Here is a 2,912-nt window from a genome sequence, read left to right as displayed (position 1 = left end):
TCTCGCAAGAAATTTTATCTTTGATAGAAAATAATCAGTTCCGAAGTTCGCAACCTCGCCAAGCGCCGGAACGTTAGTGGCTATTTTACCAGAAAATCTGAATATGAAAAGAATAATCTACTTTTTTTTAATTTTTAATTTCAATTTTTGCTTCTCGCAATTTGGAATAATAAACGATTTGGACGGATTTGTAAATGTTAGAAAATCAGCCGAAAAAGTAAACAATATTTCCGACAAGTTAGAAAATGGATTTATTGTTTACTGTTTTGAACCAAAAGGAAATTGGATAAATATTGATTACAAAAAAAACGGAAAAGAATTAAATGGATACATTTACAAAGACAGAATTAAATACATAACCGACTTTCAAAAAATTCCATTGAAATCAGAACTTGATGGAAAAGTGAAGTTGGAAAATGAAAATGTAAAAATTGAAATTTGTGAAGCTAAATTTATCAAAGAAAAACATAAATTAAATTTCTTCAAAAATGACAAATCTATATTAGTGAAAATAGATAATTCGCAATTTTTTGGTACTGATGGAAATATTCCGAAAACAGAATATAAATCAATTCAAATTGAAATAAATAACATAAAAATAGAATTACCAAACGAAGCGCTGAAAAATTTATATGAACCAAGTTTGTATAACTCAAAAGCAAATTATGACGAAAAAAATGATATCTTATATATTTTTTCTTCAAATAGTGATGGAGCTGGCGGTTACGAAATCATATGGATTATTAAAAAAAAGAAATACAAATACAGAATCGAAGCATATGGATTCTAACAAAAAAACAGCCACTAACAGGCGTTTGGCAAGATTGCGAATTTTGTAGTAAATTCACATTTACATTTCGCAAGAAATTTTATCTTTGAAAGAAAATAATCAGTTCCGAAGTTCGCAACCTCGCCAAGCGCCGGAACGTTATGCGTGAGTTTTGGAATTTACGCAGACATTAAGAATTAGAAATAAAATTACCTTACCGCCAGAGTTTTTGAAAGCACAAACTTGAAAGTGAAACTTAAAAGCGAAACTTGGAAACTGAAATTTGAAAAGCAGTAACTTGAAAGCGAAACTTGAAAGCAGAAATTTGAATGCAGAAACTTGAAAGTGAAACTTGAATGCAGAAACTTGAAAGCAGAAACTTGAAAGCGAAACTTGGAAACTGAAATTTGAAAATCATTATCCGAAAAGAAGATAGAAGTAAATTTTTCCACAAAAATAAACCCACGCATAACAGCCGTCTCAAGCCATTGCGAATTTTCTTCTAAATTGACACTTTCGTTTCGCAAGTTTTTTTATCTTAGCCGAAACTGATCGGTCCCGAAGTTCGCAACGGCGTGAGGCGTCGGGACGTTACCAGCAATATTTTATGACGAATTTCTTAAAATACATCTTTCTTTTTTTTCCAATTATTGTTTTTGGACAATATCCTTTTGAAAAATTTAAAAGTGTAAAAAGTACTTCCTTAGAATTTAAAATGACTGAAAAGGAGAACGCATTAAATTATTCTAAAATTGTAAATTCATTTTTCAATGATAATTCTGATCTAGAAGTTACCATACACGGAAATACCGAAAATTCAAGAGAAACTTATGTAGAGGTGAAAACAAAATCGAAAAACAGAAAGTACTTTGAAGAAATTCCTGCTCAAGGAACTGATGGATTTTTTATTGCTGACTTTAATGGTGATGGAAAAATAGATTTTAAAATTGTTTGTTATTATATGGGTTCTGGACTTGCCTCATTAAATGTTAGAGTAATTTACTTTTTCCAAAAAACTAATAAAGAATTTACCAAAATATCTTTTGACGATAAATTTGGAGAAAATATGACGGAAAGAGATTTGAATGGTGACGGAAATTTTGAAATCATTACAAAGACTCTACAAAATCACAAAAATCATAATTATTGGCTTTTCAACATTTATAATTTTGTCAATGGAAATTTGGTCTGCCTTAATAACAAAATGAATTATCCTATAATGGTTCAATACTTATACAAAGACAATTATAACGTTACTAATAAATTGACAAGAAAAGAAATGAAAAAGTATGAACTCAAAAAACCTGAAGAATTACTAATAGAAAATTAATACTGCTGGTAACAGGCGTTTGGCAAGATTGCGAATTTTGTAGTAAATTCACGTTTATTTCTCGCAAGAAATTTTATCTTTGATAGAATATAATCGCTTCCGAACTTCGCAACCTCGCCAAGCGCCGGAACGTTAGCACCAATACCTCGTGAAACCCTGAACACATTAAAATTGAAAGAGAAAATTAATGACTTTATAGAAAATTTGAAATGTTCTCACATATCAAGAACTTTAAACGGAGAAGATTTTGACAGTAAAAGAGCATTTATAATTGGTTTGTCTGAAGAACTAGTTTTGGCAAAAGAAGTTGATGATTTTGTGGTCAGAGGTTTTTTAATATTTCCTATTGAACATATTTCAAAATTACGCCGAAATAGAAACGACATTTTCTATGAAAAAATCTGTAAAGCAGAAAAACTAATCGAGCCAAATATAAAAGACCATAATATTGACTTGAGTTCTTGGAAAACAGTTTTTGAATCAATCTCAAAGTTAGGCTATAATGTAATCGTCAGAAATGAATATTCAGAAGATGACACATTTGACATTGGACCGATTATAAAAATAACAAGCAAAAAAGTAGATATAAATTATTTTGATGCAAAAGGAAATCTTGACACAGAAACAACTGAAATTCCATGGAATAAGATAACTCTAGTGGAATTTGATGATATTTATATAAATCTGATGAGTAAATATTTGAAGAAAAGTAAACCGAAAAAATAAGTACTGGTGCTAACACACGCTACAAGCAATTTGGGTATTAGGCTTAATTTGAAATTGGTTTTGTATTTGGAAGATTTGGCAAATCCG

The 2,912-nt window shown here is 29.9% G+C and carries 3 protein-coding genes; all 3 read left to right on the top strand.

All coding sequences use genetic code 11. From position 1 onward, the window contains the following. Nucleotides 1-103 precede the first annotated feature (103 nt). The 3 genes from G9Q29_RS14790 to G9Q29_RS14780 all read left to right on the top strand — a co-directional run bounded on the left by G9Q29_RS14790 (nt 104) and on the right by G9Q29_RS14780 (nt 2,825). Nucleotides 104-790, top strand: a complete 687-nt coding sequence (locus tag G9Q29_RS14790; protein ID WP_166139221.1) for a hypothetical protein — start codon at nt 104-106, stop codon at nt 788-790. 586 nt (nt 791-1,376) lie between these two features. Continuing rightward, a complete protein-coding gene (locus G9Q29_RS14785; protein WP_166139219.1) occupies nt 1,377-2,099 on the top strand; it encodes a VCBS repeat-containing protein in 723 nt (240 codons plus the stop codon). Between the two features lie 171 nt (nt 2,100-2,270). Beyond that, nucleotides 2,271-2,825 (top strand): hypothetical protein, encoded by a 555-nt coding sequence (locus tag G9Q29_RS14780; protein ID WP_166139216.1) that lies wholly within the window; start codon nt 2,271-2,273, stop codon nt 2,823-2,825. Nucleotides 2,826-2,912: the final 87 nt, after the last annotated feature.

Source organism: Flavobacterium turcicum, assembly GCF_011365745.1.
Taxonomy (GTDB): Bacteria; Bacteroidota; Bacteroidia; order Flavobacteriales; family Flavobacteriaceae; genus Flavobacterium; species Flavobacterium turcicum.
Note: the sequence above shows the minus strand (reverse complement) of the source record. Positions and strands in the feature narration are given on the sequence as shown.

Bases quoted from the DNA above. Each gene is read 5' to 3' on its own strand.
- G9Q29_RS14785 (WP_166139219.1), top strand. From the start codon at position 1,377: ATGACGAATTTCTTAAAATACATCTTTCTTTTTTTTCCAATTATTGTT.
- G9Q29_RS14790 (WP_166139221.1), top strand. From the start codon at position 104: ATGAAAAGAATAATCTACTTTTTTTTAATTTTTAATTTCAATTTTTGC.